This is a genomic window from Clostridium sp. AM25-23AC (genome assembly GCF_003435125.1).
GTDB lineage: Bacteria > Bacillota > Clostridia > Lachnospirales > Lachnospiraceae > Pilosibacter > Pilosibacter fragilis.
This window is the reverse complement of record NZ_QWGI01000002.1, coordinates 89,108-113,816: the sequence shown is the minus strand read 5'-3', so window position 1 is coordinate 113,816 and position 24,709 is coordinate 89,108. Positions and strand designations below refer to the sequence as shown.

Annotated in this window: 21 protein-coding genes; 6 read left to right on the top strand and 15 right to left on the bottom strand. The window is 48.7% G+C overall.

Annotated elements, in window-relative coordinates:
• Positions 1-10: 10 nt before the first annotated feature.
• The 11 genes from rpsB to DW677_RS01710 form a co-directional block, all read right to left on the bottom strand.
• Complete coding sequence (rpsB, locus tag DW677_RS01760; protein WP_147570577.1) at positions 11-736, bottom strand: 30S ribosomal protein S2; 726 nt, start codon at positions 734-736, stop codon at positions 11-13.
• 389 nt (positions 737-1,125) lie between these two features.
• Positions 1,126-1,908, bottom strand: a complete 783-nt coding sequence (gene codY, locus DW677_RS01755) for a GTP-sensing pleiotropic transcriptional regulator CodY (protein ID WP_015554182.1) — start codon at positions 1,906-1,908, stop codon at positions 1,126-1,128.
• Between the two features lie 236 nt (positions 1,909-2,144).
• Positions 2,145-4,241: a type I DNA topoisomerase gene (topA, locus tag DW677_RS01750; protein ID WP_021904113.1), complete on the bottom strand. Its 2,097-nt coding sequence runs from the start codon at positions 4,239-4,241 to the stop codon at positions 2,145-2,147.
• 21 nt (positions 4,242-4,262) lie between these two features.
• Entirely contained in the window at positions 4,263-5,369 is a 1,107-nt protein-coding gene (dprA, locus tag DW677_RS01745) for a DNA-processing protein DprA (protein WP_117566383.1), read from the bottom strand.
• Positions 5,370-5,385: 16 nt separating this feature from the next.
• Entirely contained in the window at positions 5,386-6,921 is a 1,536-nt protein-coding gene (locus DW677_RS01740) for a YifB family Mg chelatase-like AAA ATPase (RefSeq protein ID WP_147324914.1), read from the bottom strand.
• Between the two features lie 500 nt (positions 6,922-7,421).
• Positions 7,422-8,357 (bottom strand): alpha/beta hydrolase, encoded by a 936-nt coding sequence (locus DW677_RS01735; protein ID WP_158553075.1) that lies wholly within the window; start codon positions 8,355-8,357, stop codon positions 7,422-7,424.
• Positions 8,358-8,698: 341 nt separating this feature from the next.
• Positions 8,699-9,610 carry an ornithine carbamoyltransferase gene (gene argF / locus DW677_RS01730; RefSeq protein WP_117566382.1) on the bottom strand — a complete coding sequence of 304 codons (912 nt, stop codon included), beginning with the start codon at positions 9,608-9,610 and terminating at the stop codon, positions 8,699-8,701.
• A complete protein-coding gene (locus tag DW677_RS01725) occupies positions 9,607-10,791 on the bottom strand; it encodes an aspartate aminotransferase family protein (RefSeq protein WP_117566381.1) in 1,185 nt (394 codons plus the stop codon). Before DW677_RS01725 ends, argF begins: the two co-directional genes overlap by 4 nt.
• Positions 10,792-10,935: 144 nt before the next feature.
• Complete coding sequence (argB, locus tag DW677_RS01720) at positions 10,936-11,805, bottom strand: acetylglutamate kinase (protein WP_117552251.1); 870 nt, start codon at positions 11,803-11,805, stop codon at positions 10,936-10,938.
• Between the two features lie 71 nt (positions 11,806-11,876).
• Positions 11,877-12,815 (bottom strand): N-acetyl-gamma-glutamyl-phosphate reductase, encoded by a 939-nt coding sequence (gene argC, locus DW677_RS01715; RefSeq protein WP_181968284.1) that lies wholly within the window; start codon positions 12,813-12,815, stop codon positions 11,877-11,879.
• A gap of 516 nt (positions 12,816-13,331) precedes the next feature.
• A complete protein-coding gene (locus tag DW677_RS01710; RefSeq protein ID WP_242992089.1) occupies positions 13,332-13,991 on the bottom strand; it encodes a Crp/Fnr family transcriptional regulator in 660 nt (219 codons plus the stop codon).
• 190 nt (positions 13,992-14,181) lie between these two features.
• On the opposite strand from DW677_RS01710, the gene DW677_RS01705 reads away from it, so the two are divergent.
• The 3 genes from DW677_RS01705 to DW677_RS01695 are packed head-to-tail and all read left to right on the top strand — an operon-like array spanning position 14,182 to position 16,639.
• Positions 14,182-14,886 carry a GTP-binding protein gene (locus DW677_RS01705; RefSeq protein WP_117469394.1) on the top strand — a complete coding sequence of 235 codons (705 nt, stop codon included), beginning with the start codon at positions 14,182-14,184 and terminating at the stop codon, positions 14,884-14,886.
• Entirely contained in the window at positions 14,883-15,635 is a 753-nt protein-coding gene (locus DW677_RS01700; protein WP_117469393.1) for an ATP-binding cassette domain-containing protein, read from the top strand. Before DW677_RS01705 ends, DW677_RS01700 begins: the two co-directional genes overlap by 4 nt.
• Entirely contained in the window at positions 15,632-16,639 is a 1,008-nt protein-coding gene (locus DW677_RS01695; RefSeq protein WP_117469392.1) for a hypothetical protein, read from the top strand. The genes DW677_RS01700 and DW677_RS01695 overlap by 4 nt, the downstream gene beginning before the upstream one ends.
• Here DW677_RS01695 and DW677_RS01690 read toward each other — a convergent pair.
• Both DW677_RS01690 and DW677_RS01685 read right to left on the bottom strand, forming a co-directional pair.
• Positions 16,612-16,977 (bottom strand): sigma factor-like helix-turn-helix DNA-binding protein, encoded by a 366-nt coding sequence (locus DW677_RS01690; protein WP_242998055.1) that lies wholly within the window; start codon positions 16,975-16,977, stop codon positions 16,612-16,614. The two genes, DW677_RS01695 and DW677_RS01690, sit on opposite strands and share 28 nt — an antisense overlap.
• A gap of 7 nt (positions 16,978-16,984) precedes the next feature.
• The gene (locus DW677_RS01685; RefSeq protein ID WP_107000081.1) at positions 16,985-18,814 is read right to left on the bottom strand and encodes a recombinase family protein; all 1,830 of its coding nucleotides are present in this window, start codon (positions 18,812-18,814) and stop codon (positions 16,985-16,987) included.
• 90 nt (positions 18,815-18,904) lie between these two features.
• Between DW677_RS01685 and DW677_RS01680 the strand changes: the two genes are divergently transcribed.
• From DW677_RS01680 to DW677_RS18620, 3 genes are all read left to right on the top strand, one after another.
• Positions 18,905-19,279 carry a TnpV protein gene (locus DW677_RS01680; protein ID WP_117566379.1) on the top strand — a complete coding sequence of 125 codons (375 nt, stop codon included), beginning with the start codon at positions 18,905-18,907 and terminating at the stop codon, positions 19,277-19,279.
• 234 nt (positions 19,280-19,513) lie between these two features.
• Positions 19,514-19,879, top strand: a complete 366-nt coding sequence (locus DW677_RS01675) for a BlaI/MecI/CopY family transcriptional regulator (protein ID WP_107000083.1) — start codon at positions 19,514-19,516, stop codon at positions 19,877-19,879.
• A gap of 3 nt (positions 19,880-19,882) precedes the next feature.
• The gene (locus tag DW677_RS18620) at positions 19,883-21,814 is read left to right on the top strand and encodes a M56 family metallopeptidase (RefSeq protein ID WP_233430164.1); all 1,932 of its coding nucleotides are present in this window, start codon (positions 19,883-19,885) and stop codon (positions 21,812-21,814) included.
• A 555-nt stretch (positions 21,815-22,369) separates the two neighbouring features.
• Here the strand turns inward: DW677_RS18620 and mobQ are convergent.
• Positions 22,370-24,076 carry a MobQ family relaxase gene (gene mobQ, locus DW677_RS01665; RefSeq protein WP_117504978.1) on the bottom strand — a complete coding sequence of 569 codons (1,707 nt, stop codon included), beginning with the start codon at positions 24,074-24,076 and terminating at the stop codon, positions 22,370-22,372.
• Between the two features lie 346 nt (positions 24,077-24,422).
• Positions 24,423-24,641 (bottom strand): DUF3847 domain-containing protein, encoded by a 219-nt coding sequence (locus DW677_RS01660; RefSeq protein WP_107000084.1) that lies wholly within the window; start codon positions 24,639-24,641, stop codon positions 24,423-24,425.
• Positions 24,642-24,709: the final 68 nt, after the last annotated feature.

Here is a 24,709-nt window from a genome sequence, read left to right as displayed (position 1 = left end):
TTATAACAACTTAAGCCTCTGCGTTCTCCTCAGCTGCTTCTGCTTCCTCAGCCTCGCCCTGTTTAGCCTCGATGACAGCGTCTGCCATCTTGGAAACGATAAGCTTAACGGCTCTGATAGCGTCGTCGTTACCCGGAATTACATAGTCGAGTTCTTCCGGATCGCAGTTTGTATCAGCGATACCGATCAGAGTGATTCCAAGTGTGTGAGCTTCCTGTACACAGATTCTTTCCTTCTTCGGATCTACGATAAAGATAGCGTCCGGGATCTTCTTCATGTCCTTGATACCGCCAAGGTTCTTCTCAAGCTTCTCCCACTCTTTCTTTAACTCGATAACTTCCTTCTTCGGAAGTACGTCGAATGTTCCGTCCTCAGACATCTTCTCGATTGCTTTTAATCTAGCGATTCTGGACTGGATGGTCTTGAAGTTTGTAAGCATACCGCCAAGCCATCTCTCGTTTACGTAGTACATTCCGCAACGCTCTGCCTCAGTCTTGATAGCGTCCTGAGCCTGCTTCTTTGTACCTACGAAAAGGATTGTGCCGCCCTCAGCTGCGATATCAGCAACTGCCTTGTAAGCCTCATCAACTTTGCCTACAGATTTCTGAAGGTCGATGATGTAGATACCGTTTCTCTCTGTGTAGATGTACGGTGCCATTTTCGGGTTCCATCTTCTTGTCTGGTGACCGAAATGTACGCCGGCTTCCAGAAGCTGTTTCATTGAAATTACGCTCATGTTTTTTTCCTCCATTTGGTTGTTTTCTTCCGCCTGCATCTCACTTCCACGAACACCTGAGCTTCTCAGGCACCACTCGCAGAATCCGCAGACGTGCATAATATCAGCTTTTTCACTATATCATAAGTCATTTTTCACTGCAAGCACTTTTTTCTATTTTTTTTGATTTTTTTCCATTACATTTGATTTCATAAAAAACAAGGTCATTCGGGCATGCGGCGGCAGGGATTCTTCTATATATAATAGACCTTTTAATAGTCTTTTCTCTCCTTAAATCCCTCATGCACCAGATACAGCCTGATCTATCTGATGTCATACAACAATTCATATTAAAAAAAGAGGCGCGGCTTTTCACCCAGCCGCGCCTCTTTTCCACAGGTCTCCCTGTCTTATTTTGTATTTACTGCCTTTAAGGCTTTTAATTCATCGAATACCACATCGTTTAAGACCTTAATGTAGGTTCCCTTCATACCGGAAGAACGGGACTCGATAACCCCGGCACTCTCGAATTTGCGGAGTGCGTTTACGATCACGGAGCGGGTGATCCCGACTCTGTCGGCGATCTTGCTGGCTACAAGGATTCCCTCGTTTCCGTCAAGCTCCTCGAAGATATGGGTGATCGCCTCTAACTCGGAGAAGGATAAGGTGCTGATCGCAGATTTTACGATCTGGACTTTTCTTGTCTCCTCGGCGTTCTCCTCGTTTACGGAACGCATCATCTCCAGGCCGACAACGGTCGTGCCATACTCGCAGAGGATAATATCATCGATATCGTACTGCTCGTCGGATTTGTACATAAATAAGGTTCCGAGGCGCTCGCCTGCGATATCGATCGGAGCGATGATCGCCTGGTACTTCTTTACGTTCTCTTCAGCGAAGCCGAGAGTCGCAAGGTTTACATTCTCCTTGGTGGAAAGGACACTTAAGAGGCGTTCGTTAAACATTTTATCGACATAGCCGCCTACCTTGTCCTCAATCAACTCGTGGATTTCATCAACACCAGGACAGATGCTGACACCCAGGACTTTTCCTTTCTTGCTGATCACGAGAATGTTCGACAGCAAAATTTCGCTTAAAACTTTACAGATGTCGTTGAATACGACCTTGTGCGAATTGTTGTTGTGGAGCAGTTTGTTTATTTTTCTGGTCTTATCCAATAATTCAACACTCATTTCCGAAAACCTCCTTTACTTTCTGATATCGTACGAATAATATTAGATCGATTAAATTGTAACACGATATTTCCAGAATTTCAAGACTTTTTCGGATAATTAAGATAAATCGAAATAAATTGTCAAGTTCTTATCACGTTTTGGAAGTTTGAACAATTGAAATTGTACCATTTGTTTACGGCAAATATCCGGCAGAGCCTCTTCTGGGCGCTCTGCCGGATCTTGATCTCGTTATATTAATCTTCTTTTTCTTCCTTATTTTCCTTCATCGGCATCACAAATCCGCACTGCTCATTGGCGCAGACGAGTTTGTTTCCTTTTTCCACCATGTAGCTGCCGCACTCCGGGCACTTCTCAGTGGATGGTTTCTGCCAGGACATGAAATCACAGTCCGGGTTAGCTTCACAGCCGTAATACTTTCTTCCCTTTTTCGTCTTCTTAATGATAACTTCTTTTCCACACTTCGGGCACGGGATTCCAGTCTTCTCCAAATACGGCTTTGTGTTTCGGCATTCCGGGAATCCGGGACATGCGAGGAATTTTCCATGAGGACCATATTTGATGACCATCCTTCTTCCGCAGAGCTCGCAGATCTCATCGGACTCCTCATCTGCGATATGGACAGTCTCCAAGGTTCTCTGCGCCTCTTCCACCGCTTCCATAAGATCAGGGTAGAAGTTTCTTACGATGGTCTTCCACGGAGTCAGGCCCTCTCCGACACTGTCTAACAGGTACTCCAGGTTCGCGGTGAAGGCAATGTCCACGATGCTCGGAAAGCACTGCTTCATGATCCGGTTAACGACCTCGCCGATCTCGGTCACATAGATGTTCTTATTCTCTTTTACCACATAACGGCGGGCTAAGATCGTTGTGATCGTCGGCGCATAGGTACTCGGGCGGCCAATGCCCTGTTCCTCCATGGCTTTTACCAGGGATGCCTCTGTGTAATGGGCCGGCGGCTGGGTAAAGTGCTGGGCGCTCACGAGATCCGCAAGCTCAAGCTCCTCACCTTTTTCCAGCTTCGAGAGGATCTGGTTTTTCTCCTCTTTCTCATCCGCCTCGATATAGACGGACATGAAGCCGTCGAACTTCAGTCTGGATGCCGTCATCGTAAACTCGTTTCCGCCCGCTCCGATCTTTACGGATGTTGTCTCATAGACAGCCGCGGACATGCGGCTCGCCGTGAAGCGCTTCCAGATCAGCTGGTAGAGGCGGAACTGGTCTCGTGCCAGGGATTCTTTTACCTTTACAGGTGTTAAGGAAAGATTTGTCGGACGGATCGCCTCGTGGGCATCCTGGATCTTTCCGCTGTTCTTCTTTGTATTTTCACCCTGGGACAGGTAATTCTCGCCGTAGTTTTCAGCGATGAAATCACTTGCCATCTTCTCTGCTTCCTCAGCCACACGGGTGGAATCGGTACGCAGGTAGGTGATGAGACCGACGGTGCCATGGCCCTTTACATCAACGCCCTCGTAGAGCTGCTGGGCGAGGCGCATGGTCTTCTGGGTAGAAAAGTTCAACGCCTTGGACGCTTCCTGCTGCAGGGTACTCGTTGTAAACGGAAGCGGCGGTTTCTTCGTGCGCTCCCCGTTTCTGATATCTGTCACGATAAATTTCTGTCCCTTTAAGGACTCAAGTAAAGCGTCAAGCTCCGCCTTGCTCTTGATCTCCGTTTTTCCATCTTTGTCATTATGAAAATGGGCTGCTGCCGGTTTCTTTGAACCCGGAGCTTTTAACATCGCGTCGAGGCTCCAGTATTCCTCCGGGATAAACGCGGAGATCTCCTCTTCCCTGTCGCAGATCATGCGGAGGGCCGCAGACTGGACACGGCCAGCGCTAAGGCCTCTCTTAACCTTCTCCCAGAGGATCGGGCTGATCTTATAGCCAACAATACGGTCCAGGATACGCCTCGTCTGCTGAGCGTCCACCAGGTTCATATCGATATCGCGGGGCGCCTTTAAGGACGCCTTTACCGCATTTTTCGTGATCTCATTGAAGCTGATCCTGTATACTTTTTTATCTTTTACCTCGTCAAGCTTTAACGCTTTCATCAAATGCCAGGAAATCGCTTCTCCCTCACGGTCAGGGTCAGTTGCGAGATAAATTTTATCTGCTTTTTTTACTTCCTTCCGAAGCTTCGCAAGGATATCTCCCTTGCCCCGGATCGTAATATATTTCGGTTCATAATCATTTTCCACATCAATTCCGAGCTGGCTCTTCGGAAGATCTCTCACGTGTCCGTTGGACGCATCGACCTCATATGTGCTTCCCAGGAATTTTTTAATTGTTTTAACCTTTGCAGGAGACTCTACAATCACAAGACTGTTCGCCATATTCTTCACATCCTTCTGCAATCATTCCGCTTTTTTATAATATTGATTCCCGGTTCCAAAAACAAGTCCCGCAAGCTCCAGCTTTAAAAGGGCTTCCATACATTCTGTCACGGAGAGTCCGCAGAGTGCGGCGATCTCTTCCAGATATCTGGGGCGCGAATCAACCGAAGCATACACCAAATTTTCGTTCTTGGCAAGCCTATTTTGTGAAAATTTATGAATCGTTAATTTTCTTTCGTATTTCATCCCAAGGAATTCCAGCACATCCGAGGGGCTTAAAAGCATGTTCGCACCGCCCTGGATCAGGCGGTTGCAGCCACCGCTTAATGGGTCATTTGCCCGTCCCGGAAGGGCGAAAACTTCTTTTCCCTGCTCCAGGGCAAAGTCCGCCGTGATCAGGGATCCGCTCTTCTCCCTCGCTTCTATTATAATAACCGCATCAGCGAGGGCGCTGATGATCCGGTTGCGCATGGGGAAATTCATGGCGGCGGGGCGGGTTCCCGGGACGAACTCCGAGAGGATGCCGCCGTTTTCCTCCATGGCATGGAAAATTTTGTAATTTTCCCGTGGGTAGCAGACATTTACCCCGCAGCCCAAGACTGCGTAGGTGGGCTTTCCACGCTCGATGGCGCCTCTGTGGGCATAGCCGTCCACGCCGGCTGCCATGCCGCTGATGATGTTGACTCCGGCGTTGGCAAGTTCCCCGGCGTAGAAGCCTGCCGCTTCCTTCCCGTACTCCGTGCAGGCCCTCGCGCCCACGATGGCCACCGACGGGACCTCGTTTTCCGGGAGACTGCCTTTTACAAAGAGGGCTGCCGGGCGATCTTTATATGGAAGAAACCGGGTCGGATAGTCCGGGTCGCATTCCGCGATGACGCGGATGTTCTTCTGTGCCAGGCCGGCAAACTCCTTCCGCCATGCGGATTCGTGTTTTCTCGACTCCTGGAAGACCTCCGCACGCCGCTCCGTGAGGACTCCTGATTTCTGCAGTTCCTGGGGCTTTACCCTCCAGGCAGACAGGCAGGTCCCAAATGTGTCTTTCAGGCCTCTGATTGTTACGCCGCCGAAACCGGGAACGTGGCAGAGGCAGTAGAGAGCTTCGCGGTCGGTGAGTGTATTACTTGTCATATTTCATATTCTCCTTTTAATTTCCCCAGAATTTATCGCGGTTCTTCACATAAGACACTGCTTCACAGAGATCCGGGAGCCGGATTTTCTCTTCTCCTGCAAGATCTGCCGTTGTCCGTGCTACTTTCAGGATTCGGTCATGCATTCTGGCCGAAAGGGCGAGCTTTTTAAAAATTTCTTCCATAAACTTTTCTTCCTCACGTCCGAGCCCGCAGAATTTCCGTATATGACGTCCTGACATTTCACCGTTACAGCGGACATTTTCACCTGCGAAACGTTCTCTCTGGATCTTCCTTGCCTGTTCCACACGGGCACGGATTTCACGGGATGATTCGTTATTTCCACTGCTTTTGATATCTCCGTAAGTGATCGGTGATGCCTCCACGCAGATATCGATCCTGTCTAACATTGGTCCCGATACTTTCTGTAAATACCGGGTTATTTGTCCCTCGGTGCAGCGACAGCGGGAACGATCTGGGAAATGACCGCAGGGACAGGGGTTCATGGCTGCAACGAGCTGGAAATTCGCTGGATATGTCACGGAAGCTTCCACTCTTGAGACAGTCACCTCCCGTTCCTCCAAAGGCTGACGCAACGTCTCCAGGGCTGCTCTGGAGAATTCCGGGAACTCGTCAAGGAACAAAATACCGCCGGTTGCAAGAGAGATCTCCCCCGGCTTCGGTCTTCTCCCACCTCCGGTCAGTGCCTGAACCGACACTGTGTGATGGGGTGCCCGGAACGGACGTATCCGGATCAAAGGCTCTTTGGCTGTCAGGAGATGGCTCACACTATAGATTTTTGAGATCTCGATGCTCTCTGCGATATCAAGCCCCGGCATGATCGTCGGCATTCTTTTGGCCAGCATGGTCTTTCCAGCTCCCGCAGGACCAACGATCAAAAGATTATGTTTTCCAGCTGCCGCCACCTCGGCTGCTCTTCTGAGCAGCGGCTGACCGGAAAGTTCTGAAAAATCCACCTCGTAACGGTTCATGGAATTCTGCAATTCGTCCATATTTATCGTTGACTCCGCCTGCATAGGAAGCTTTCCCGAAAGCACCTCCAGGAGATGTCTCAGATCCCGGATCCCATAAAGTTCCATTCCCCCTATAACGGATGCTTCATTCACATTCTCCACAGGTAAAAATACACGTTTAAAACCACTTTCCCGTGCCTGGTCTGTAAGTGCCATAACCCCAGGAATTCCCCGAACAGTCCCGTCCAGCCCCAGTTCTCCGAACAAGACAGCGTCTTTGAGATCTTTCGCCCGAAATCCACCGTAGGCGGATAAAATGGCAGCGGCGATCGCGAGGTCGAATCCGGTCCCTTCCTTTCTAAAATCTGCCGGGGACAGGTTGATCGTGATCTTTTTGGGCGGCAGGGAAAGTCCGAGATTTTTGATCGCCGTCCGCACCCTGTCTCCGCCTTCCCGTACCTCGGACGCAAGGTAACCTACGAGGATCAGCCCCGGAAGTCCATCGCTGACGTCCGCCTCCACGGTCACATTCTTTCCCTCCATGCCGCGAAGGTATATGCTGTTGATTTTACTGAACAAAAAGACTCCTTTCCAAACATGTTTAAGATGTTTTTGCTTTGCTGAATTTTTCAGAACTATTTTTGACAGGTGAATTTTTCACCATTGTTGATAATATAGATGTATTTAAGAATGTTTAAGAAAAATATTGGTAACTGTCCAGTAAGTCTGCGCACTTGCTGCGCTGACCGTAAGAAAACATAGGCTGGAAGGCAAAAATCCCATCAGCGAAGCTGATCAGGAATGGATTTTTGCGTGTAACTATGAAGGTACTGAATCGTTACAAATATTGAATTTATAGCAGACTGACCCGCAGATCAGCGCAGCCAGTCTGCCGCTTTTATCTCAGTCGAGAAGACTCCCACCTCATTAGGTGGTGAGTAATAGCAAATTTGTCTCAGTGGGAGTTGGGTCTCCGGCTGAGATAAACGCTCCGCGGGGATGCGCAGTGATTCTGTATGGAATATGTCAGCTTTGCTGACCAGAATCACGCGCCAAGTCTCACGGACGTTCGACTTGAATTATTTGTTGTTCTCATGCTCCTCGATCCACTCCAGAATATCCCCAGATACCTGTTCGCGGTTGAGTTCATTTAAAAGTTCATGCCTCGCACCCTCATAAAAGCCGATGGAGAGATCTTCTACCCCTGCTTTATCATAGCGGTCGTAAACTCTCCGCACGCCTTTTGTCTCCTCTCCCACCGGATCTTTGCTTCCGGAGAGGATCAGGACCGGGAGGTCGGTGCACATTTTGCCTGCTTTTTCGAGTTTTGCGGTCTTTAAGATCACCTCGAAGAAATCCCGGTACGCGCCCGCGGTGAAGATGAAGTTCGTCAGCGGGTCATCCCCGAAGGCACGGTCTCTCTTCTCATCCCTGGACAGCCAGTCGTAAGGCGTCTTTGTCGGCTTGAATTTCCGGTTATAGTTTCCAAGGGACAGGTTGTAGAGCATTTTGCTCCTGTATCTCGTCCCTTTCCTCTTACAGACAGAGTCCGCCAGCATATATCCGAACCGCACCTCAGCGTCCTTCGGTGCTCCGGTTCCGAGCAGGATCACACCGTCGATTCCGTCCTTGTAGACGGTCAGATATCGTCTCGCGAAGAACGACCCCATACTGTGCCCCAAAAGAAAAATCGGCACACCCGGATATTTTCTCTGTGCATGGACCGTCACACGGCGCATATCACGGATCACGGAGACAGCGCCCGCATGGTCACCGAAATATCCCCTGTCTTCCTCCGCTGCCGCGGTCTTTCCGTGGCCTAAGTGGTCATTCCCGAGAACATAGATCCCGTGTCCCGCAAGGAATTCCGCAAACTCCCGGTATCTTCCCACATGTTCCATCATTCCGTGGGCGATCTGGACAACGGCTTTCACCTCGCCGTTTGGAATCCATTCCATACAGTGGAGATTCGCAAGACCGCTGCTGGATGGTATATAAAATTCATGGATCTCCATAATTTCTGCCTCCTGTGCATAAAACATTTTCGATTTTAGCTAACAGGCACTCAAATACCCGTTCCGCCTGTCATCAGTGCTCATCGAAGAGTTTTATAAATATAGTCCTAGTATAACACGCACTCAAAACTTTCCCTAGGAAACATCTGTTAAAATTTCATAAACTTTATCTAAACCGAAATTAAATGTGTCAGGCGCATTCCGCTATCCTGTATGGTCACCCACACCGGGCTGCACTCTGCGCAGGCGCAAAAAAGCCCCGCAGGCGCTCTCACACCAGCGGGGACTTTCTAACTTTCCAATGCTTCCAACCTCAATTACAAGACAGTCGTCATGTCCGATCAGTCTTTCTTCATCAGCTTTACCATAACAGCCTTCTGCGCATGCAGGCGGTTCTCTGCCTCATTGAAGATCTCGTCGGCATGTTCCTCGAAGACTTCCTCGGTGATCTCCTGTCCGCGGTATGCCGGGAGACAGTGCTGGACCATAGCGCCCGCGTTTGCGGCCGCGAGGAGCTGTCTGTTGATCTGGTAGTCCTTGAAGATTTTCTTTCTCTCCTCTTTCTCCGCTTCTTCTCCCATCGAAGTCCATGTATCTGTGATCAGAATATCCGCACCGGACGCCGCCATAAACGGATCTGTCTCCAAGGCAAACTTATCGCCGTAGCCCTTCGTGAATTCAAGGACAGCTCCGTCCGGCTTGTATCCGTCCGGTGTCGCGACCGCCACGTTCATTCCGACCTTTAAGCCACCAACGATCAGGGAGTTTGCCATATTGTTGCCGTCACCGATGAAGCACATTTTGAGTCCGGAGAAGCTTCCGAACTTCTCACGGATCGTCATGAGGTCCGCAAGGACCTGACACGGATGACAGAAATCCGTCAGGCCGTTGATGACCGGGATGGAACCAAATTTTGCGAGGTCCTCCACTTCCTTCTGCTCAAAGGTACGGATCATGATACCGTCAAGGTATCTTGACAACACACGGGCGGTATCCTGAACCGGCTCTCCACGGCCGATCTGCAGATCTCTGGAGGACAGAAACAATGCATGTCCGCCCAGCTGATACATTCCTGTCTCGAAGGAAACCCTCGTTCTTGTGGAGGATTTCTGGAAGATCATTCCCAGTGTCTGCCCTTTTAAAAGCTCATGAGGAATGTTGTGCTTTCTTTCATATTTTAACTGGTCTGCCAGATCCAGAATTCCGGTGATCTCCTCTGTACTGAGATCCAGTAATTTTAATAAGTTCTTCATGATTCAAATACCCCTTTCATGGCCTCAAGTGCCTGATCGATCTCTTCATAGGTGATAACAAGCGGCGGCAGCAGACGGATCGCGTCCGTTCCGGCTGTCAGGACGAGAACGCCCTGTTCCATAAGCTTTGCAACATATCCGGCGCGCTTTTCGGGATCCACGATGATACCTAACATGAGTCCCATGCCGCGGACATTCTTCACTGCAGGGGAGTGAAATCCCAGGACTTTTTCTCTGATGTAAGCGCCCTTTTCCTCAACCTCTTTTAAGAATTCCGGCTTCATCACCGTGTCGAGGACCACATTCGCAGATGCCGCGCTCACTGGGTTTCCGCCGAAGGTGGATCCGTGGGTTCCCGGTCCCATAACATCCGCGCAGGACTTCGCAGCCAGCACGCCGCCGATAGGCAGACCGCCGCCGAGACCTTTCGCCATGGTCACGATATCCGGAGCAATTCCGTACTGCTCATAGGCGAAGAGGCTGCCACATCTTCCGATGCCGGTCTGGACCTCATCCACGATGAGCAGGATGTCGTTTTCCTTGCAGAATTTCGCGACGCCCTGGACAAACTCTTTATTTAACGGCAGAACGCCGCCCTCTCCCTGGATCATCTCCATCATGACCGCACAGCAGGTCTTATCTGCCTTCGCAGTCACATCCGCCAGGTCGTTTGCCTTCGCGTAGGCAAAGCCTTCCGTGAACGGGAAGAAGTACTGGTGGAACTTCTCCTGTCCGGTTGCCTTTAATGTTGTGACCGTTCTTCCGTGGAAGGACTGGATCAGTGTCACAATGGTGTTTCTTCCCTCACCGTATTTATCGAAGGAATACTTTCTCGCGAGCTTGATAGCGCCCTCATTCGCCTCCGCACCGGAGTTTGCAAAGAAGATTTTTCCCATCCCTGTGGCTGTCACGAGCTTCTCTGCGGCGCTCACCATGGGCTCCGTGTAGTAAAGGTTGGAAGCGTGCATGAGCTTTTCCGCCTGTTTTGTCACGGCATTTACGATCGCCGGATTTCCGTGGCCTAAGCTGTTTACTCCGATCCCGGAGGTCAGATCCACGTGCTTTTTTCCGTCCGCATCCCAGAGCGTCGCGCCTTTTCCGTGGTCAAGGACGATGTCGAACCGTCCGTATGTATGCATGATATATTCTGAATCTTTTTTCTTGATCTCTTCCGCTGTCATATCGTTCCTCCTGTGGCAACTGATTCGGCAGATCCACGCTTTTTCCTGCGTTCTCTCTGCAAAAAACGTGTACTCTGGCACATTCCGCGCCGGATACGTTTTCTTACAGGAACCTGCATCTTCACATGGATCTGCGTCTGCCTTTTATGAAAACATGGTTCCTACACCTTCATTTGTAAGCAGCTCGATTAAGATCGAGTGCGGCACACGGCCATCCTGAATGTTCGCGCGCTCCACGCCCTGACGGACACACTCCACGCAGCAGTTGACCTTCGGGATCATGCCGCCCTTGATGATGCCCTCCCTGACGAGAGACGGAACTTCCGAAACCTTCAGACGTTTGATCAGTGTGGATTCATCGGACGGATCTCTCAAAAGTCCTCTTACATCCGTGAGCATGATCAGCTTTTTCGCCTTTAACGCGATGGCAAGCTTCTCAGCCGCCGTATCCGCGTTGATGTTGTAGTTGCAGGTATCGTCAATTCCTGCGGCAACACAGGTAACTACCGGGATATAGCCTTTTTCCAGCATATCAAGGACGATCTGCGGATTTGTCTTAACGATGTCACCCACATAGCCGTATTCCGTTCCGTCCGGATCGTTCAATTTGACCGCCTCAAACAGGCCGCCGTCCATTCCGCTTATTCCCACGCCTTTTCCTCCGGCATTTTTTAAGAGTGTTACCAGATTCTTATTGAGCTTTCCGCAGAGGACCATCTGGACCGCTTCCATCGTCTCTTTGTCTGTATAGCGCAGACCCTTGATGAATTTGGACTCTTTTCCGGTCTTCTTTAAAAGTTCCCCGATCTCCGGACCGCCGCCGTGGACGAGAACGACTTTCACACCCACGAGATTTAAGAGGACGATGTCACGGATGACCGCCTGCTTTAAATCCTCGTTGATCATGGCGTTTCCGCCGTACTTTACGACTACGATCTTTCCATTGTATTCCTGAAGATACGGGAGCGCCTCCACAAGGACGCCCGCTCTTGTCTCCGCTTTCAGATTTTCCATAAATTTTCTCCTTTTTTTCAGATTGCATCAAATAGAATCACGCGCCAAGTCTCACGGACGTTCGACTTGAATTATAAATTCAGTCCCGCTGTCTCCTCAAATCCCAGCATCAGGTTCATGTTCTCCACCGCCGCGCCGGAAGCGCCTTTTCCGAGGTTATCAAACAGCGCCGTGATGATCGTCTGACCTTCATGTCCATTGACGACCAGTTCCATGCTGTCCTTTCCCGCCATGGTTCCGGCGGCGATCATCGGATCCTCATATCCGAACGGATGGACTTTTATGACCTTCTTTCCGTCGTAGTGGGCAGCCAGCGCCCCGTGGATATCTTTCGCTGTGGGATTTCCCTTTAACATGGAGTTCTGCAGCATGACGGTGACTGCCATTCCTTTATAATAGTCATCCACGATCGGGCAGAACACCGGCGGAATATCAAGTCCGCAGATCTTCTGCATCTCCGGCAGATGCTTATGCTTCAGGCTCAGACCGTAAATTCTCGGTGTGTTGTAGAGCTCCGGTTTCTCCGGGGATTCGTACTCCGCGATCATCTTTTTTCCGCCGCCGGAGTATCCGGTGAGGGAAAATACAGTGAGGGGCGTCTCCTTCGGGATCATTCCAGACGCCACAAGCGGATAGACCGGAATCACGAATCCCGATGCGTGACAGCCCGGATTTGCAGTAAATTTCGCGTTAACGACTGCATATTTATGCGCAGCGGAAAGCTCCGGAATTCCATATGCCCAGCCAGGCGCGGTGCGGTGTGCCGTGGAAGCGTCGATGATCCTCGCGAAATCCTTCTCCACAAAACTCACCGCCTCCTTCGCCGCCGCATCCGGCAGGCAGAGGAAGGTGATATCCGCCGCGTTGATGAGTTTCTTTCTCTCATCCGGGTCTTTCCTCTTTGTTTCATCAATTAACAGGAGTTCAATGTCGTCTCTTGATGCAAGTCTGTCGTAGATCTGGAGTCCGGTGGTTCCTTCTTTTCCGTCAATGTATACCTTTGGCTTCATAATTGTTCTCCTCTCGCTCATAGATTGTTCTGGATTCCAGGTTCGTCTCCCACCCGCCGTGAATTTGTGGGGTGCGGATGGAGACCGTGAATATTTTTGAATAATTTTGCATAATTATAACTCTATATGTATATTTATGCAAGTGTTTTTTGCCTTTTTACAGCGTTTTTATGAAACTTTCTTTGTAACTGTTCAGTAGGTCTGCGCACTTGCTGCGCTGACCGTAAGAAAACATAGGCTGGAGGGCAAAAATCCCATCAGCGAAGCTGATCTGGAATGGATTTTTGCGTGTAACTATGAAGGTACTGAATAGTTACCTTTCTTTTATCATAATTTCCTGCTGCACAAAAAGCAGAGGTTTCATGCACACGGATTCGTGCATTCGCAAAACCTCTGCTTCTTATCTGTTATTTCCCATACACGGGAACATTCATATTATTTCGATTTTTCTTCCGCAATCTGTTCCGTCTCCGGATTTACAAACCGCCTTCCTGTCTTCTGACCACAGCCGTCCCTTTACGCGTATAAGATCTCTTCCAGTTCATCCGGCCTCAACAGACAGATCTCTCCGTCCCGCAGGGCGATGAGTCCCTGTTTTGTCAGACTTGCAAGTTCCCTGAAAAGGGAAGCGCGGCTGATTCCGAGGATCGATGCCAGTTCATCTCTGGAAACGTTCTTTCCAAACGCCCTGCCCTTATCCGGTTCCTCCAACAGGTACTGCACTAGCTTCTTCTTTCCGGACTGCATGGTCAGGAACTCGATCCTCCGGATCAGAAACTGCATTTTCCGATTGCAGAATCCGGCATACCGGAGTGCCAGTTCACTGTTTTTCTCCATGACCGCCAGAAGCTGGCTTTTCGGCATCGTCGCCAATGTGGTATCCGTACGGCACCGGAGTACTGTCGGAAATTCCGTGTTTGTTAAGAGATTTACCACTCCGAAACAGTCTCCCCTTTCCAATTGAGAGAGCAGGATCTCCCTCCCATCAAGGGCGATGCTGTAAACGTCCATACTGCCCTCCATGACAAGACCGATGATCTCCTCATTTTTCTGTCTGTCGCTCACGATCTGACCTTTATGACAATATTTCACATTCATACCAGAAACCGACAGATTGCAGCCGCCAAGCAAAGGGGATGCCTCGACAGCCGCCTTTATCTCTTCTTCTCTTATCATATGCCTCTCCTATGATCCGTCGTTAGTTAGTTGTATCTAACTAGAATGGTATCACAACAACAATTATTTTACAAGCCCAAAATATACCCCCGCCAGTCTCATTTGATACTGACGAAAAATCCCCGGCTCTGCTATGCTTTTTACATATTGTGACACGTTCTGTTCATTCAGGACAGACAAAGGAGTTGTAATGCCAAAGCATGTATTTTTATTTTCCGGATCTTCTGCAGTTGGAAAAACATCCATCCTGCGGTATCTGATCCCTTTCTTAGAAAAAGGAGGAATGCGGACAGCCATCTGTAAAATCGACTGCCTGTCCTCCAACGATGAATCTGTATATAAGAATCTCAATATCCCCACGGTAACAGGACTCAGCCGGGATATCTGCCCGGACCATTTTCTCGTATCAAATCTCCCAGAGCTCTGGGACTGGTGTGACAGCCTCGGGCGGGACTGCCTTCTTATCGAGACAGCCGGGCTCTGCCACCGTTGCTCTCCTGCGACAGAACTCTGTACCGCGGGATGTGTCCTGGACTGCACCGCCAGCAGCCACTCCCCGGAGCGCCTTGGTCCCATGGTCTCTGGCGCTGATTTCATTGTTCTCACAAAGATCGATATGGTCTCCCAGGCGGAGCTTGAGATCATCGAATGGCAGCTAAAAAAAATAAATCCGGGTGCCAGGATTTTCCCTGCGGACGGTCTCGCCGGATACGGGACAGAATTTTTAGGGGGCTGGCTTTTGGAGCGGCCGGAAATTGAATCCCTGAAGGAAGACCGGCTCCGCCACACCATGCCCGCCGGAGTCTGCTCCTACTGCGTCGGTGAACAGCGGGTGGGATCCGCCTACCAGCAGGGTGTCGTCGGCAAGATCTTTCAAGGAGGTATCCACAGATGAACTTTGAATCTTTGACGATTCTACCAGGAACCAACAAAGCCGGGGAACCGGAACATTTTGCCCCGGTCACACTCCATCCCGGCGAGCTCTGTGCCATCGCCGGAAACACAGGGGCTGGAAAAAGCCGTCTCATAAAAGACATTGAGCAGCTTGTAAACGGTGACGGAATCAGCAGGCGGGGCATCCTCATAAACAATGTCCCGGTCACCCTGGCAGACCGCTCCAGCCTCTCGAAGGAACTCATCGCCCATCTCTCCCAGAGCATGCGCTTCGTCCTGGATCTCAGCGTCCGGGAATTTTTAAAGCTCCACTGCCAGTGCCGGAACCATCCGGAGATCTCCCCGGATGATGTGTTAACCATGGCGAACCAGATCACGCCGGAGCCGGTTCTACCGGAAGAAAGTTTAAACCTCCTAAGCGGCGGCCAGACCCGGGCACTTATGATCGCCGACCTTGCCTGCATCTGTGACAGCCCTATCGTCCTCATCGACGAGATAGAAAACGCAGGAATCGACAAAAAAGCGGCGCTGCGGCTCCTCACCGACCAGAGCAAGCTTGTCCTCATCGTCACTCATGATCCCCACACTGCCCTGATGGCATCCACACGCCTCGCAATGAAAGGTGGGGAGGTCTGCCGGATCAGAAAGCGGACAGAGGCGGAAAAAACGCTTTATGCAGAGCTGGATGCTGCCTACGAGTGTCAGAAACATCTTCAGGAATTACTTCGACAAGGAGAAGAACTTTTATGACAACCATCAGACTTTACTGGAACAATATCTGCGTCCTGCACCGGCAGGAGCTGCAATTTTTAAATGAGATCCGGGAGGAACTCAGAAAGGATAACATCGACCTTGATATCACCTGCTTCGGTCTCGGATATGGCCGCCATATGTCCGACTATCTGAGGGAGGAAGATTCCGTCCTTCCAGATCTCGTGGTCTCCACGGATCTGGAAGTATTTGAGGATGAGCGGATCTGGAACCGTTTTAGAGAGCATGGACTTCTTCCATTAAAAGAGTTCTTCCCGGTAAAAGATATTCCGGAGCTTGGCGGACTCAAAAAAGCTTCCGCTCTCCTTCCCTATCTTGCGATTCCTCTCGTGTTTTACTCCGACGTGGAGCTTCTACGCCAGACCAGCATGGATGCCAGGAGCATTAACGCTAATTTTTTCACAGGAACCGATGCAGACAGTGAGCAAAGTATCTCTCTTAACCGGCTCGTTGAATCATCCTTTCCCCTCTCCTATGGCGGCATCAACAACTCTGCCGTAAAGACTGTCGCAAAGCTCACATGGGAGTCCTTCGGTATGGAAACAGCAAAACATTTTCTTACTGCATCAAATGTTTTCGACATGCCGATCCAGGCCTTTCATCAGGTTTCCATCGGTGCGTCACCTCTCGCCCTGGTTCCGTCCGTCTATGCGCTCCGGGCTGACGGCAAAAAAAATAAGGCCTATTGGCCTCTGGAAGGCGCTCCGGCAATCCCCTCCTATATCTGTGCGGGCACCTCGGTCCCGAAAGATGCCCTTTTCGCCGTCATAGAAAAGCTGCGCGGTCCGAGATTCAGCCACTTTTACACAACGAATGGATGCCTTTACAGCTGCGCTCCTGCCGATCCGCTGCCGGACCTCTCGTTCCTGGAAGGAAGCCGGACGAACCGGGGACTTCTCGTTCCGTCCGAATCATTCTTAAACTCCCTTCCCGCAGAAACTTTCTACAAAATGTATCACCGGGTGTTCCCGGCAGGCTCATAAAACGCCTCCCGCATATGCCCCACCGCCCGTTTTTCGATCCTCGACACATAGGACCGGGAGATCCCGAGCTTTTCCGCGATCTCCCGCTGTGTGTGTTCCTTTGTCCCGAACAGTCCATATCTCATGCGGATCACGGTCTGCTCCATATCCGTGAGATTTTCCTTGTACGCCTCGTAGAGGATCTTCACGTCCTGCTTGATGATCACAGTCTCAAGGACTTCCCTGTCCCCCGCCTCAAGGATATCCAAGAGGCTCACGGTCTCCCCGTCCTTATCCGCTCCGATGGGATCATAGATGGAAACTTCTCTGGAGAACTTCTTTCCGGTCCGGAACATCATTAGGATTTCATTTGCTATCCTCCCCCCAATGCGTTTTTGATGCACTGAGGGGATTAGTTTTTCCCAGGCGGTCATCCTCCGTATCATCATCTTCGTAATCTACATCGGAAAATGCCACCAATTCATCATTATCGTCCTCATCGTCTGTATTATCAGAAGCAGCAGAAGCGATTTCCGGGTATTCGATTTCATCGTCCTGCACACCGAACAGAACCACATGGGCATTGACTCCGTCCCAGATAACCTTACGCACGATGGTGCGGATGGCTGCTCGTTTCTGTTCTATGGTCATTTCATCAATGCCGTCCTTAAAGACAGTCAGCAGCTGGCGCATCAAGTCAAATTCAACATCACTGAGAGCGTGCTGCGTAGTCAGTCCTTCCAGCTCCTGAATACGTTTTTCAAGGGACTGGTATTCTTCGTTCAGTTGCTCAATTCGCTTTGTTACATGAGCCTTGGCAGGGCTGTCACCCATTTCCACGAGAGAATCCACCAGTGAATTGATTTTCTTCTCTGTTTCTGCCTTCTCTTTTCTCATATCGGAAATCCGCTGTTCGTAGTCCATGCGATTGCCGGTATAGAATTTTCGGCTCTGCTCCAACTGACTGACAAAAGTCTCCTTATCATCTGCAAGCATTTTTACCTGTTCGATGATTGCCATATCCAGTGTATTGCCGTTTGCGTTTTTGCTGTTGCACACGGTACGCTGGCTGCGCTCTTTCATTTTGCACACATAGGTGTAAATCACCTTGCCGTCAGCAGTTTTTCGCTTGCTCATCTTCGGATACATACGCTCACCGCAGCTGCAGAACAGCAGACCGGTCAGCAACGCTTCGTTACTGCGTGGTTTTCTGAAAGACTTGGACTTGTTGCGTTCCAATGACTCTTGAACCTGCACCCACACCTTGCCGGGAATTAGTCCGGGATGTTTGCCAACGGACACAATCCATTCACTCGGCGGTAACGAGATACTCGCTCTGCCTTTTTCCTGATCGGTACGATTATATGCCATCATGCCGTGAACACCGTCAAAGGCATCATGCTCGGAGAACAGGTCTGTATCATTCTTTATAAAGAAATCATACGCCTCTTGGTCAGCGACCATGTAGACCGGATTCTGCAAAATCGCTTTGACCGAGAAACGGGTAAAATATTTTCCGTTCTTTGTCTTGAACCCTTGCTTAATCAACGCCGCTTCTGTCAAAGTCAAAGAATCCGTTTCCACATACAAATCAAAAATCGTTTTGACTATATCTGCTTCTTCCGGAACAAGTTTCAACTTGCAGGCTTTCTTTGTCTTTCCGTCCACTGTAATGCTTTTTATAGCTTCGGATTCAAAGCCGGTAGGGGTTGTACCACCTAACCAGCGTCCGGTCTTTGCCAGCTCATGCATATTGTCACGGATACGCTCGGCAATGGTTTCACGCTCCAACTGAGAAAAAACAGATGCAATATACATCATGGCTCGTCCCATCGGGGTGCTGGTGTCAAACTGCTCCTTGATGGAAATAAAAGAAATATCCAAACGGGCAAGTTCTTCAATCAATCCAGAGAAGTCGCTGACATTACGGCTGATACGGTCAAGACGATAGACAATGATTGCCTTAAACTGTCGCTTTTTTGCTGCATCCATCATTCGTTTGAATGCCGGACGGTTCAGATTCCCTCCGGAAAATCCCTCATCTTCATATACTACGATTTTATCTACAGCGGCATCACCAAAATGCACACGAACATACTCTTTGCCAAGTTCAACCTGATTGCCAATACTCTCGCCTTTCCCTGTAAATTTTGATTTACGGGAATAGAGGGCGATAACATCTTCATTTTGTCGCATCTGCTTTTCCTCCTTCTCTTGCTATGTGATGTATCATGTGCTATTATAACATAAAGTAAGCACCAAGTAAACATGACAGGAGGGTTTTCTATGAAATCGATTTTTGAAGAATTAGGCGGCACCTACACTTTAGGCGAGGACGGAATGTATTATCCGAACCTGGAGCTTCCGGTTGAAGAAGAACCACATTACGGTAAGTATGGTCGTATGCGAATGAATTACATAAAAGAGCATCGCCCGGGGTTGTATACGGAGCTTTTGTTCGACGGAAAGCTGGTATCACACTTGAACGACATTGATGATACGGCTCGTCAACGGATGGAGCTGCTGACTCGACAAATGCAGGAGCAGCATGGTGTAAACGAGGAATTAAAAGCTCTTGATCAGATGATCTGGGTAGATGCCTGCAATAACATCCGCAATGCTGCGGAGGAAATTGTTTTGAATGAACTAATATATTGCTAACGCCAAGGGAGAGAGCTTGTACACATCATGGGTACAAGTTCTCTCTTTTCCCTTGAATCCGAGTTGGACAGAAGTTGTTTTGACATCCCACCAGCTTGTCGGAAAGTTAGAAAATGCAGAAACCCAAATACTTGTGAAACTATTATGAACATGACTGTTTCCTATTGACATTCCAGTTTATTGAGAGTAAACTATAATTAGTTTATTGACTATCAACTGGAAGGAGAAATCTTTATGGCTGAGATTAAAATGGGCGTAGTGGAATCCCACTTCGCTGATATTATTTGGGCGAATGAGCCTTTGCACTCCAGAGATTTGGTAAAGCTCTGTGAGAAGGAACTGAATTGGAACCGTTCTACCACTTATACCGTGTTACGCAAACTCTGTGAGCGTGGGATTTTCCAAAACAACGGAGGAACTGTTTCCTCTGTGCTGACCAAGAACGAGTTCTATGCTGTTCAGAGCGAGCAGTTTGTAGATGAAACCTTTGAAGGCTCCCTCCCTGCTTTCATTGCGGCTTTTACACAAAGGAAGGGTATTTCTCAACAGGAAGCTGCGGAGATTCGACACATGATTGATGCAGCCGCCGGAAAGGAGTAATCTATGAGTTCACTCTTTTTGAAAATTGTAAATATGAGTATCGCCGCATCTTGGCTGATCCTTGCGGTCGTACTTTTGCGTGTAGTTTTGAGAGAGGCACCTAAGTGGATCAATGTTCTGCTTTGGGGTGCTGTTGCAATTCGACTCTTATGCCCGATTACCATCGAAAGCAATTTGAGCATGGTGCCAAGCGCAGAGGTTTTTCCGAATGAGGTCGTTTCCGGACCATCCTTTGATGTGAATACAGGTTTCAATATCGTAGATACACAAATCAATGATTACCTTGGCGACCGCTACTTTGAAGGTGTGACGGTTCCTGCAAACAACGGAGCTAACATAACAACGATTCTCAGTGTTGCATGGATAGTTGGCATTTTCACTTTTGCTGTATTTGCTCTTGTGAGCTACCGAAAAATCCACAACAAGGTTCGTCCATCGTTAAATGTGCGGGACAACATTTGGATTTGCGATGATATCCAAACACCATTTATCCTAGGCTGCTTTAAGCCAAAAATCTACATTCCGTCCGGAACGGATGAAGTGCAGCTTCCCCATATCATCGCCCATGAGAACGCTCATTTAAAACGCTGTGACCACTGGTGGAAGCCGCTGGGGTATCTGGTTTTAGCAATCCATTGGTTCAATCCGCTTGTATGGATTGCGTATATTTTACTTTGCAGAGATATTGAGTTGGCTTGCGACGAGAAAGTCATTCGAGAATTAAATCAGAGCGAGTCTATTTCCTATTCCGAAACATTACTCTCTTGTAGCGTAAATAGAAGAACGATTTTGGTTTGCCCGCTTGCCTTTGGCGAGGTTGGCGTAAAAGAAAGGGTGAAGCGTGTGTTGAATTATAAAAAGCCTGCGTTCTGGATTGTTGTCGTAGCAATAATTGCTGCTATCGTTACGGCGGTTTGTTTCCTGACAAATCCCAAAACGATTGGTGATTCTATAACACTTGTTGAACAGTCTACACCCGGAAATGGTAATACTTTTACCTATGATACTACCTTTGGTCAAAGTGTAATGAGCGGCACTGTTTATGCCGAGCAGTGGAGTAATGGCACTTGCACAAAATCTACGCCTGCCGTATTAACGAGTGAAGTCGATGAGATAAACATCTTATTGGATGTTCGTCGTGAAAACGGTCATTCAGTAGGTGTTGATATTCAAGTCGATACCAACGAACATGGTGGTTCCTTCATCACATATTTTGCATTCCCTGAGAATTATTCCATCCTCGGATGGAGCTGCAACGGTTATGAGTTGAATAAACCTATTCTAATCCAATCCGAGGCGGAAAAAATTTTGGCAGCTATGGTATTTGATGTGGGAAATGGAGTGAGGGTATTTAGTCCCGAAGTGCTTGTCAATGAACCTGAAAGATTGGAAAATGTAGATTATGCAATCGTGATTCGTGCTTCATTTGATAGTACCAACTTGGGCAATGAAAATTCGGAACATACTTCTCACTCAGCAGATAGTGGTGCTGTGATTCCGATGGTTATGGTGAATGACACACTCTATCTGTACACAGGATTTGAAAATACAGATGCTCACCACGATGTGATGAATGGCAAGATCACATCCTCTGTTCACGGGAACACCAAGCCTACCGTAAATGATCAATCGAATTTTGGCGAGGGATACGCATATCAGTACGGTGCTGCCGAAGGAACCATTGAAATCTACATGGATGGTAAATGGTGCATCTTTGCTACTGAAGAAGTGCGACAGGATATTCAATTTCCTGTTGCTGATGGAGATGTTAACGGATCAAACGGAGCTGAGTCGGGAGAAACTACATCAGTAGTGGCAGGAGTTTCAATGGTGGATGCTTCTAAGATTGCCAGCATTGCTGTAACCAACGGCAATACCGGAGAACAGAAAACAGTTACTGGAAAAAAGGCATATAGCGATGAATACCTTGCCTAACGTGACTATGATGATGGAAAAGTATAAATCCCGGGAAGGCGATATTGAAATTTCAAATCAAAGTGGAAAAGGACTGAAAACCTGGGAATGGTATGATATTCAGAAGTGGGAAAACGGTGAATGACACAGGCTGGATCAGCTGACGGATGGATTGTGGACAGATACTCTATACCAGATTCCAGCGGGAGAAATTACGGCTTTTTCTACGAATTGGAAAACGTGGTATGGCGACTTGTCAGACGGTAAATATCGCATCATAAAGAAAATATATGAAACGATAGAAGATGAAATCCATACTCATTATCTGGCAGTAGAATTTGAAATTCGATAACTGTCCAAGTACAATGTCAAATATAATTATTGCATCCTTAGTAAAGGAATACCATCGCAGATACTTCCAAAGTAGCAGCGATGGTATTTTTTCTGTTGAAAATACTGTGTAGTACGATATGTACACAGGAAGGACAGTATATTTTTCACTGGCTCAGATATATTGTAGAGCAGCAATCCACCACTACCATTCCAAAATCGGAGTGGTAATGGTGGATTTTGTTATCATCGCTCGTAATCTTTTTGCTTTCTTTTGGGAGGTTTTTGCATCTGTGATTCTGGTTCTTTGCGCTGAAGCATTTGAGTAATAGAAGGCTTTCTGGTAACTTCCCCAAGCATTTTCTTCACTTCCAGCTTGCTCTGACGCATCATATCATAATCATATTTAACGCCGTAGATTTTTTGAAGCTGACTGGCTGCGGATTGCTCTTTGCCAGTGCGAAGCTCCATTCTGGTGTCGGTCAATTCGCCTGCATCCACATCGGCAACGGTTTTTTCCAAATCCCTGTATCTCTCCAGTGTTCTGTCCAGTTCGGCAGTGAATTTATTTTCTGCCTGTTCCAGTGCGTCCATCTGTGTATCAAGATTCTTGACTTCCTTTTTGAATTTGGAGAAGGCTGCATCATCCGCACATTCCATACTGTTCAGAAGCATGGACTTTTCGGATTTCAATTCCTCCAAATCCTCAGTCAGCGTAGCAACCTGCTCCGACAATTTCTGATGCTTTATCACATGAATAAAGGGTAGAGAATCCTGTTCTGCACGGAGCTGCTTTCGCTCTGTGTTTTTCTCTTTGATTTCCTGTTTGATTTCCGTATATCGTTCCACGACCGGTTTTACAGCATCCACATAGTCAGAGATTTTCTGCTTGCTGATACGGATATGGCTGATGCGGTACATAAGAACAATCATATTCTCACGCAGGGATTCCAGTGCATTTGCCAGCTCCGGAATCGAAGTTTTTACTGCAGCAGCCAGCTTTTTGACCTTCGCTTTCAGCTCCCGGAGAAGGGCGTTGTCCGCCTTGATCTGGCGATTAATTTCGCAGCGGTCAGAAACGATACCCATCGCTTCCAGCTTTCGTGCGTGATAGCCCTCGTGGATGGTTGGCAGTTCATCCAATCCCCGTGCGGCGTGACTGCGGTGATCGATCCGGGCATCTATCTCCGGATACTGTGCCAAATGCCGATTGGTAACGGTTGCCCATTTTTCCCGCCAGATGAGTAGCTGTTCATCGCTGTTCCAACGCTGAGAAATTGGATTCTGTCTGCCATACTTTGTACTTTTGGGATACTTGTTGGCTCGTTCATAACCTTGCTTCTCAGCTTCTGAAGGTGCCATATACACCTTTCGCTCGCCAACCAGATATTGATACTGTTTCTCCCAGCCCTCTGCCTGTGCGATCTTATATTCAGCAGAGGTAAATCCCCATTCTGCGCCATCCCTCACGCACAGATATTCTTTTTCGGTTTTATGCTGCCATTTACCGTTTTCCTGTAAGGGGCGAATCGTCAGCATAATGTGGGCGTGTGGATTGTGTCCGGGCGGATATGGGTCATGGATTGCAACATCCGCACACATTCCCTCGGCCACAAAATTGTCCTGAATAAATTCTGTGAGAAGGCTCTGCCAGTCTGTCTTTCCCAGTTCTATGGGAAGTGCTACCACAAATTCACGGGCAAGGCGGCTGTCCTTGGTCTTTTCGTTTTCCTCCACCGCATTCCACAGAATGCTTCGGTCACTCCACGCAGCCGGAGCGATTGGCGGAAGAAATACTTCCTGCCAGACAAGCCCTCGTTTTCTGGTGTAATCATGCTGAATCCCATCGTAGTCGTTGTATATCTGTGAACAGCTCAGATATGCGGAAGCCGCCACAGCGGAGCGCCCGGCTCCACGGCTGATGACCTTTGCTTCCAGATGATAGATTGCCATTCTTCATCACCGTCCTTTCGCTTTTGTTTTTGTTGCTTTTTAGAAAAAGCAAATTGGGCTTGGCAACAATGCCCATCTCTGCAACAAAGCTGCCGGTGGCAGGTTTTTGCAGACAGTTGGTGGAATACCGTCGGTTAAAGCGACGGTATTTTTTATAGGTGGTAACACCGACCACCAGCTGCGTGGACAATGACAGCAAGCTCGCAGGATTGTGGCATTGTCCATAAGGCTCCCGCAGGAGCCGCATCCGCCTCGCAGAGCGCACGGCCCCGAAGGGGATACCACCGCCCGATGTTATCGGGTGGTGAGTAAGTGCGCCCTTCGGGAATAGAGATACTTTCGTACCTCAATGTTTTTCCGTAACTTCTGCACTTAATCGTCTTTCCAGCTCCATTTTTAGATTATCCAAGTCCATTATCTGTGCTTCCGGGAATACGTTTTCCAGAATAGCTCCCTGCTGAATCAATCTTCTTGTGCGCTGTTTTCTCTCTTTCTGACGGTTTCTGGCTTCAACCGCTTCCTGTCTGTGTTTCGCCTGCAATAATTTCTTTTCATCCTCGGTCATATTTACGTCCTTTCTGACCATATCCGGTCTAACTGATTTTTATTTGGTACTTGTTTTAGAAAAGAATG

Bases quoted from the DNA above. Each gene is read 5' to 3' on its own strand.
- rpsB (WP_147570577.1), bottom strand. From the start codon at position 736: ATGAGCGTAATTTCAATGAAACAGCTTCTGGAAGCCGGCGTACATTTC.
- codY (WP_015554182.1), bottom strand. From the start codon at position 1,908: ATGAGTGTTGAATTATTGGATAAGACCAGAAAAATAAACAAACTGCTC.
- topA (WP_021904113.1), bottom strand. From the start codon at position 4,241: ATGGCGAACAGTCTTGTGATTGTAGAGTCTCCTGCAAAGGTTAAAACA.
- dprA (WP_117566383.1), bottom strand. From the start codon at position 5,369: ATGACAAGTAATACACTCACCGACCGCGAAGCTCTCTACTGCCTCTGC.
- DW677_RS01735 (WP_158553075.1), bottom strand. From the start codon at position 8,357: ATGGAGATCCATGAATTTTATATACCATCCAGCAGCGGTCTTGCGAAT.
- argF (WP_117566382.1), bottom strand. From the start codon at position 9,610: ATGAAGAACTTATTAAAATTACTGGATCTCAGTACAGAGGAGATCACC.
- DW677_RS01725 (WP_117566381.1), bottom strand. From the start codon at position 10,791: ATGACAGCGGAAGAGATCAAGAAAAAAGATTCAGAATATATCATGCAT.
- argB (WP_117552251.1), bottom strand. From the start codon at position 11,805: ATGGAAAATCTGAAAGCGGAGACAAGAGCGGGCGTCCTTGTGGAGGCG.
- argC (WP_181968284.1), bottom strand. From the start codon at position 12,815: ATGAAGCCAAAGGTATACATTGACGGAAAAGAAGGAACCACCGGACTC.
- DW677_RS01710 (WP_242992089.1), bottom strand. From the start codon at position 13,991: ATGATAAGAGAAGAAGAGATAAAGGCGGCTGTCGAGGCATCCCCTTTG.
- DW677_RS01705 (WP_117469394.1), top strand. From the start codon at position 14,182: ATGCCAAAGCATGTATTTTTATTTTCCGGATCTTCTGCAGTTGGAAAA.
- DW677_RS01700 (WP_117469393.1), top strand. From the start codon at position 14,883: ATGAACTTTGAATCTTTGACGATTCTACCAGGAACCAACAAAGCCGGG.
- DW677_RS01695 (WP_117469392.1), top strand. From the start codon at position 15,632: ATGACAACCATCAGACTTTACTGGAACAATATCTGCGTCCTGCACCGG.
- DW677_RS01690 (WP_242998055.1), bottom strand. From the start codon at position 16,977: ATGATGTTCCGGACCGGAAAGAAGTTCTCCAGAGAAGTTTCCATCTAT.
- DW677_RS01685 (WP_107000081.1), bottom strand. From the start codon at position 18,814: ATGCGACAAAATGAAGATGTTATCGCCCTCTATTCCCGTAAATCAAAA.
- DW677_RS01680 (WP_117566379.1), top strand. From the start codon at position 18,905: ATGAAATCGATTTTTGAAGAATTAGGCGGCACCTACACTTTAGGCGAG.
- DW677_RS01675 (WP_107000083.1), top strand. From the start codon at position 19,514: ATGGCTGAGATTAAAATGGGCGTAGTGGAATCCCACTTCGCTGATATT.
- DW677_RS18620 (WP_233430164.1), top strand. From the start codon at position 19,883: ATGAGTTCACTCTTTTTGAAAATTGTAAATATGAGTATCGCCGCATCT.
- mobQ (WP_117504978.1), bottom strand. From the start codon at position 24,076: ATGGCAATCTATCATCTGGAAGCAAAGGTCATCAGCCGTGGAGCCGGG.
- DW677_RS01660 (WP_107000084.1), bottom strand. From the start codon at position 24,641: ATGACCGAGGATGAAAAGAAATTATTGCAGGCGAAACACAGACAGGAA.